Source organism: Allocoleopsis sp. (assembly GCF_036703385.1).
Lineage (GTDB): Bacteria > Cyanobacteriota > Cyanobacteriia > Cyanobacteriales > Coleofasciculaceae > Allocoleopsis.
Genome location: NZ_DATNPA010000586.1, coordinates 1 through 7,284, shown reverse-complemented (window position 1 = coordinate 7,284; position 7,284 = coordinate 1). Strand labels below are relative to the sequence as shown.

At 44.9% G+C, this 7,284-nt stretch carries 6 protein-coding genes; 1 reads left to right on the top strand and 5 read right to left on the bottom strand.

Going from position 1 to position 7,284, the window contains the following annotated elements:
• From V6C93_RS28315 to V6C93_RS28305, 3 genes are all read right to left on the bottom strand, one after another.
• Positions 1-1,263, bottom strand: a 1,263-nt coding sequence (locus tag V6C93_RS28315; protein ID WP_333480015.1) for a tetratricopeptide repeat protein, incomplete at its 3' end; no start/stop codon positions are given.
• Positions 1,264-1,709: 446 nt separating this feature from the next.
• Positions 1,710-1,973, bottom strand: a complete 264-nt coding sequence (locus V6C93_RS28310; RefSeq protein WP_333480014.1) for a Txe/YoeB family addiction module toxin — start codon at positions 1,971-1,973, stop codon at positions 1,710-1,712.
• A complete protein-coding gene (locus V6C93_RS28305) occupies positions 1,948-2,223 on the bottom strand; it encodes a hypothetical protein (protein WP_333480013.1) in 276 nt (91 codons plus the stop codon). The genes V6C93_RS28310 and V6C93_RS28305 overlap by 26 nt, the downstream gene beginning before the upstream one ends.
• Between V6C93_RS28305 and V6C93_RS28300 the strand changes: the two genes are divergently transcribed.
• Positions 2,210-2,395, top strand: a complete 186-nt coding sequence (locus tag V6C93_RS28300) for a hypothetical protein (protein ID WP_333480012.1) — start codon at positions 2,210-2,212, stop codon at positions 2,393-2,395. The genes V6C93_RS28305 and V6C93_RS28300 overlap by 14 nt on opposite strands.
• Before the next feature lie 194 nt (positions 2,396-2,589).
• On the opposite strand, the gene V6C93_RS28295 is transcribed toward V6C93_RS28300, so the two are convergent.
• Both V6C93_RS28295 and V6C93_RS28290 read right to left on the bottom strand, forming a co-directional pair.
• On the bottom strand, positions 2,590-2,787 hold the full coding sequence (locus V6C93_RS28295) for a hypothetical protein (RefSeq protein ID WP_333480011.1): 198 nt from the start codon (positions 2,785-2,787) through the stop codon (positions 2,590-2,592).
• A gap of 260 nt (positions 2,788-3,047) precedes the next feature.
• Positions 3,048-7,166 (bottom strand): CHAT domain-containing protein, encoded by a 4,119-nt coding sequence (locus V6C93_RS28290; protein ID WP_333480010.1) that lies wholly within the window; start codon positions 7,164-7,166, stop codon positions 3,048-3,050.
• Between the last annotated feature and the right edge of the window lie 118 nt (positions 7,167-7,284).

Sequence of the window (7,284 nt, the reverse complement as noted above, 5' to 3'; positions counted from 1 at the left end):
GATCGCTAAAATTTGCTGATAATACTCAACGGCTTTGGCAGGGTTTTTCAGTGCTGTATAGATAAATCCAAGATTATTTAGAGCTATCTGCTCTAACTTGCGATTATGAATTTCCTGTGCGATCGCTAAAGCTTGCTGGTAGGACTCAATCGCCTTAGCAGAATCTCCTAATTCCTTATAGGCAAGTCCCAGGTTATTCAGCGCCCTTCCTTCTAGTTCGCGATCGCGGATTTCTCTGGCAACCACCAAAGCTTGTTGCTGAAACTCAATCGCTTTTTTGTAGTCTTTCTGGGCATAGTAGAGATTGCCCAAATTTTTCAAAACCTGCCCTTCACCCGAACGGTCTTGGAGTTCCTTATAGATAGTCAATGCCTGCTGTAAAGACTGCAATGCCGTCTGAAATCGCTTAGCATCAATCTGCTTAATCCCTTGCTCCAAAAAACAATCCGCCTCAGCTTTTCGGCTTTGAGTTGTTGCTGTTTGTGCCGGAGTACAAGAGGGGAAAAGATTGGCACTAGCCTGAGTGCGAACGAGGTTCTCTACACCCAGACTGGACTGATTAAAACGAGCCAAGCGACCGCTAGCTTTCTCCCCACTGATAGCATAATCAGCAACACCCAGTTGATCGGACTGCCCCCAACTCACAACCAGCCAATCACCAGAACGTATACCGACACCTCGATAACTACTTCCCACAGACCAGGTAACTTGATAGGTATCACCTGTCTTGCGAATGTTTAATGTTCCTTTGTATCGACCCGTTTCGTTAGGATTCGTCCCACTAACCTGATAGTCTCCCTCAATCTGATTGGGTTTGCCTCCGGTGGCTATTTCTGTCCCAATTTCGCCTCCCTGCTGCGAGGAAGTCCACTTTCCCTCTAGAGTGCCATCCTTGCCAATCTTGTACAACACAACCCCATAGCCTGCTGCTTCGTCAGTACCCCAGCCCACAAAGAAGTGACCATCTTCAAAGAACGCCATTCCTGATTGCTTTCCTGCTGAAGTCTGCCAGGAAAGTTCGTAAATCTGACCAATGGGTTGAATAGCTACGGTGCCTGTGTAGTTTTTGCCATCTAACGTTTTGCCCTCTGTAATAGTCCAGGTTTCCTCGATGTTGGGAGCGGCTTTATGATCTTGAGGTGTTGGGACTTGTGCCAAAACACTCGATAGTTTTGAGGTAGCTCTTGCCGCTTGCAAGGGAGAAGCAAGAGAAAGCAGCAGCGTAACAGTTACAAGGCCGAGAGACTTCAACGATTGAAGCATGGGAGAATCCTTACACTCGTGCGAGTCAGCAATTTGCTTGTATTTTTAAGCTATATCTCTCAAGCTTGGGAGGTTATGCAACAAAAAATTAGTACTAACGGCTGTGTGGTGGGTTACGGCTACGCCTAACCCACCTTACACACTCGCTATTGAGTATCGCAGACTCATTAACCGAGTTCAGAGCCTCATTAGCGGAGTTCAAAGCCTCATTAACGGAGTTGTCGATGCTCATTAACGAAGCTCCAAGCCCCATTAACGGAGTTCCGAGCCTCATTAACGAAGCTTAGAGCCTCTTTAATTAATTTCAGAGCCTCGTTATCAAGTCTTACAGCCCATTACCAATAGGATGCGTTGCTGCAAAGCAAATGCACCATTTTCTTCTGGAGAACGTGAACGGGGCGATCGCTCCATTACATGAGACTAATTTAATGTGATCGCAAACGACTTCAGTCATCATAGTGAAATCGACAACTCAAAATGATCACTTCAGTTTCACTGACTCCATACACTAAACGATGCTCATCTGTAATTCGTCGTGACCAATATCCGCTCAGCTCATGCTTTAGAGGTTCAGGTTTGCCAAGTCCAGTAAATGGTTGACGAAGAATATCGTTAATCAGGGTAATAATCTTGCGATGAATTTTCTTATCTTGTGCTGCCCAGTCGTTGAATTGTTCAAATGCCTCAGGAGCGAATGTTATATTCTTCATTCCATTCCTCAGGCGTAAAACTGACCAAGTTGGTCTTTGTTTCAATGTTTTGAATAGCACTCATCAAGTGGTAACGATTGGCATCAGTAGACAACAAATACTCTGTTTCATCTTGTTGAATAGATTGGTTAGCATTTGTTTCAATTAAAACAATCACTTCGACAACAGTCCCTTCTGCTAACTCAGATGTTTGAATCTCGATTCTGCCATCTTTGCCAACAACCACCTGCTGTTTAATGCCACTTAACATGATCGAATTCCATGATGTCATATCTCACATTAGTTTCAGTGTAACTTGGTATGAGAAAGTGCGATCGCATTTGCAAATCCGTGAAGAAGCGATCGCGGCTCTGGTAGGGTGCGTTAACCAAGTAACGCACCGTTCATCCCATCATATTTCGGTGGGTTACGAAGAGAGCTAACCCACCCTACTGGACTTGCGATTGAGTATCGGAGCCTCATTAATGGAGCTTGGAGCTTCTTTAGCAGAGTTCAGAGCCTCGTTATCAAGTCTTACAGCCCATTACCAGTCAGAATAAAAAGTGTCCAGTAGTAGGGGTGAGAAAAATCAGGAGTCGTGCGATCGCTAAACTTGTAAGAGATTTTAAGTAGAATGTCACTGACTTAAGAACTTTCCTCGCTCACCAACCAACCCTTGTGCAGGCAGGGCTAATTCATGTTCACGAGAGAAAATTGGCAACCCTATGATTTGTGATCGCGGCTTAGCAAGAAACACACGAGAACTCAAGGCTTCTGGTTTTTCTCTGACGACAATGAAGTAGCCCTGCTTGTGCAGGGGGTCTGGGGGAGGCACTCCGTCCCCCAGTGGGGGGTTTGGGGGGAGACCCCCCAATCTGGGTTTTTCTCAAAGAACGACTACTTTTTGCTTAAGTCAGTGACATTCATTTATTCAAAGAGCTTACGGAGAATATGAACAACTCCAGAAATAAAGGGGACTAAGATTCCACTTCCCCGCTTTTTTCAAGGGGGGTTAGGGGGGACTCCGGCGCGAGAAAACATGCCCTAGGAGTTGTAGATGCTCATTAACGGAGTTCAGAGTCTCCTTGTCGAGTTTTACAACCCGTTGCCAATCAAAATAAAAGGTGCCCAGTAGTAGGGGTGAGAAAAACCCGAAGCGGCGCGATTAGTTAAGGGGATTTGCGAACCAGGTCTGGCTTCAGGCCCCAGACTCGACCGTTGGTCAGGATTATTGGTTGTTGAAGAATTACCGCGCAACAGATTTAGCTGTGCTTGCCGCAGTGCTTCAGCTTTCGAGACTGGTGCAGTAGTTGTCCCTTTGGCTAAGTTACCATAAAAGTTTTGCATCAATACGCGAGTACTGTCATCGTTGACCGACCACAGAGACGCCATTACTGCCTTAGCTCCAGCATTGAGAAAGTAGTAGCTAATTCCATTAATCTCGTTGCCATCTTGTCCCTCTTTACCAAGTGCTGTTTGGCAAGCCGAGAGTACCACTAGCTGAACATTATTTAAATCTTGCAACGTGGCAATCTCAGGAATAGCTAATTTCTCACCTGTGCCTAACAACAGATAAGAGGCATCCGGACTACCGGGCACAAATTCGCCGTGAGTGGCAATGTGTAACAACTGATGACCCGATAGATTATTGCGTAGTGCGCGAAAGTCAAAATCACGGTTGAGAAACTCTTGACCGGGATAAATTCCCTGCGAGTCGTTGGGTTGTTTGCGTACAATCGCATCTAATTCAGCGGGAACATTAGGTAAGGCATTAAAGCCACTCACGGCATTGGATAGTCCCAGTGCTAAAACGGAGGTGTTTTGAGTACCAGGGGGAATGCGATCGCGCGTATCGGTCAAGTCCGCTGAGAGTATTGTAGATACAGTGTAGTTCTCAACCAAATACTTCTCGCCATCAAATAGCGCACTCATGGGAATGTAGCGCGTGGCGCGATCAAGGGCAAACACTAAGTTTTGAATTTTATTAGTTTTCAGTTCCGATTCAACTGGTTTAATCAGCCAATCGTAAAGTTGTTTTCCGATTGCCTTGACTTCATTTTGGCTAGAAATAGGACTGGCTAGTAACTGGCGGAATTTCAAGACTGTCGCTCTCAACTGTTGCTGCTTGACATTCCCCACTTCGGTGGTTTTAACAATACCTCCTTGTGATGCCCACACCAGCCAAATTTTGTCCTCCAGCACCAAGGGATAAATCAGGACGGTACCGGGTTGAGCTTCAACGACGGCTTTGAGCTTACTGACTTTACTAGGGTCAAAGAAGCCCTCATCTTGAGCACGGTGCGATCGCACTTCGTTTTCAATACCTTGAATTTTCTGATTAAATTCTTTAGTGAGGGTATCGCGTTGATCCAAAAGTTGCGAAAGTTGAGGGCAATGCGCTTGTTGGCATTGATAAATCTGCTGTCCCAAAGCAATTAAGCTGCCATCCGCTTGTTTGATTTGGGATTCGGTGGGAGACAAGGCGACTTCGGGATTTTTCCCTCTCGTTTTGGTAAAGTCTCGTATCTCCTGCACCTTCAACAGTTCCAAGACCTCTTGAGCTTCTAAAATTCGCCCTTGAGAGAGCAACACATCAGCTAATTCGCGATAAGTATCGGCAGTGGTTTCTCCTTTGCGACCAGAATACAGGAATGAGTTTTGTAACTGTGGGGGAAGTCCTTGGATTTTTTGCCGCACCTGCTCTACCCCACTTACGGCTTGTTTGTAGTAGGCTATAGCAGTCGTTGGCATATTCAACTGGCGATAAATCCGAGCTAACCCCGTGCGAGCACCAGCACCACTACCCGGAAGTTCTGGGGTGGGATTGGTTGCCAGTGCAGCTTGGTAGAAAGAGATTGCCTGCTGTAGCTGTCCCGACTTGCGATAGAGATAGCCAAGTTGCCCTAAGTCACCGGATTCAAATCCTCGGTTTTTCAGGCTTCTGTCGATAGTTAGAGATTCCTGAATGGCAGCAATTGCCTTGGGATAGTCCTGCAAGCCAGCATAACCACTACTCAGAGCCCCTAGCGCCACACTTTTCAGAAATGGACTTTTGCTGGCCTCAAATGCCACTGCGGCTTGTTGCGCGAGTTCAATGGTTTTTTGAGCATTGCCTTGCTCGTAGTAAATGCCACCTAGCGCTAGCAAGGTAATCCCTTCCACTGGCTGATTCTGGGTTTGTTTGGCAATGGCTAGGGTTTGCTGGTAAAACGAGATGGCTTTGGGATAGTCTCCCAGGCTGCTGTAAATACCGCCTAGAGTCAACATTGCCGTCAATTGCGCCATTGAATTGTTGATTTCTCGGGCAATGGCTAAACTTTGTTCGGCTGTCTCAATTGCTTTTGGATATTCCCTAAGTGATTGGTAAGACAAACTCAAATAACTGAGTGCAAAGGATTCTAGAAAACGATTTTTGGTTTCCTGTGCTACTGCTAATCCTTGCTGCTCCAACTCAAATGCTTTGCGATAATTATCCTGTCCAGCGAAATAAGCTTCACCCAAAAAGACTAAGGAAAGCGCTTCCAGGTCACGACTTTTAAAGGTTTGTCCGTTGGTGGAGTGTTCGCCGCGTGCAATGGCTAAGGATTGCTGACTCAACTCAAGCGCTTTCTCAAAGTCTCCTTGCATCATGTAAGCAGCAGCAAGATCCCCCAACGACCAACCCTCGTGTTCAATATCGTGAGTTTCCCGCGCAATTACCAATGATTGCTGAAAAAACTCTATCGCTTTCGGCAAGTTTCCGATGTAGAGGTACACATTACCAATACTCCAAAGAGCCTCCCCTTCACCTTGGCGGTTTTTGGTACCCTTAGCAATGGCTAAGGCTTGCTGAAAGTATTCGATGCTTTGCTGCCAATCTCCCACATTCAAGCCATAATTCCAGCCCACCCGGATTAGGATGCTTCTTTCCAACTCCTTATCTTTACTTTCCTGTGCAACTTGGAGCGATTGTTTATAGTAGGCAATGGCTTTCTGGTCGTCTTTTAGGTCGTGAAACGTATTAGCTAGGTCGATGAGAATGTTTGCGGTCTTGTCATAGTTTTTTATATCTTGCGTGATCGCCAGAGCTTGCTGATAGTAGGCAATGGTTTTCTGGTTGTCTTTTAGCTCGTGAAACGTATCTGCCAGGTTGCGGAGAATTTTTACAGTATTGTCATTGTCTTTAATATCTTGGGCAAGTGTGAGAGCTTGCTGAAAGTACTCAATTGCTTTTTGGTAGTTCTTCAAATTATTGTTAGCCAGACCGAGATTGAGCAAAGCATTGAGTTGAGACGGACGATTCTTAATGTCTTGAGCAATAACTAAACTTTGCTGGAAGTATTCAATGGATTTCGGATAGTCTTTTAAGGATTCATGGTAAACCGATCCTATATTATTCAGGGTGTCAGATTCCTCTTCCCGGTTTTTGGTTTCTCGCGCTACAGCTACCGCTTGCTGATAGTAATCAATAGCTTTTGGGTAATCTTGTAGGTGATTGTAAGCTTTAGCTAGACCGTAAGCTAAGATATTGAATTCACTTTCCTTGTCTTTAAGCTCCCGTGCAATGACTAGCGCTTGTTGAGAGCCAGCAATTACTTGCGGATAGTCTTTCAGTTCATTATAAGTGTCTAATGTCCCCTTCAACGCGCTTAATTCACAATCGCGCTTATTAGCTTTTCGCGCAATTCCTAAGGCTTGTTGATAGTAACTTAAGGCTTTCGAATAGTCCTTCATCAAATTTTCATAAGCTGCACCAAGAGCATAGGAATTGTTAGACTCGCAATTGAGCTTGAGGTTTTCTAAATTAATGAGAACAGCTTGTCGATGGTAATCAATAGCCTGCTGCTCGTTCTTCTGTGACTTGTAAACTTGAGCTAAAGAAAACAACACTGATTTTTCGCGATCGCGATTTTTGATTTCCCGTGCTATAGTTAACGCTTGTTGATAATAATCAAGTGCTTTCTGGTCGTCATTTAAGTGATAGTGGTAAGTATCGCCAATGTTTTCTAGAGTTTGAGCTTGAGCATCCTGATCGTTACTTTCTTTAGCAGCAACTAAAGCTTGTTGATAGTATTCAAGGGCTTTTTGAAAGTTATTTGAGTTATAGGAAATATTTCCTAGAGAATCAAGAACATACGCTTCAAGCTCGCGCTTTTTAGTTTGTCGTGAAATCGCTAAGGCTTGCTGAAAAAAATCAAGCGCTTTTGGGTATTCGGGTGCATCCCAATTTTGCAAAAATACTGGAATGCGATCACTAATCGGTGATTTTTGAGAATGATAATCAGCTAGGAGGTAAAACCGTTAATTTGTTGCAAAAATACAGCCGCCTAAAAGCTTAAACAGCTAGTAGACC

Coding starts and splice junctions, on each gene's coding strand:
- V6C93_RS28310 (WP_333480014.1), bottom strand. CDS start 1,973: ATGAAGAATATAACATTCGCTCCTGAGGCATTTGAACAATTCAACGAC.
- V6C93_RS28300 (WP_333480012.1), top strand. CDS start 2,210: ATGCCACTTAACATGATCGAATTCCATGATGTCATATCTCACATTAGT.
- V6C93_RS28305 (WP_333480013.1), bottom strand. CDS start 2,223: ATGTTAAGTGGCATTAAACAGCAGGTGGTTGTTGGCAAAGATGGCAGA.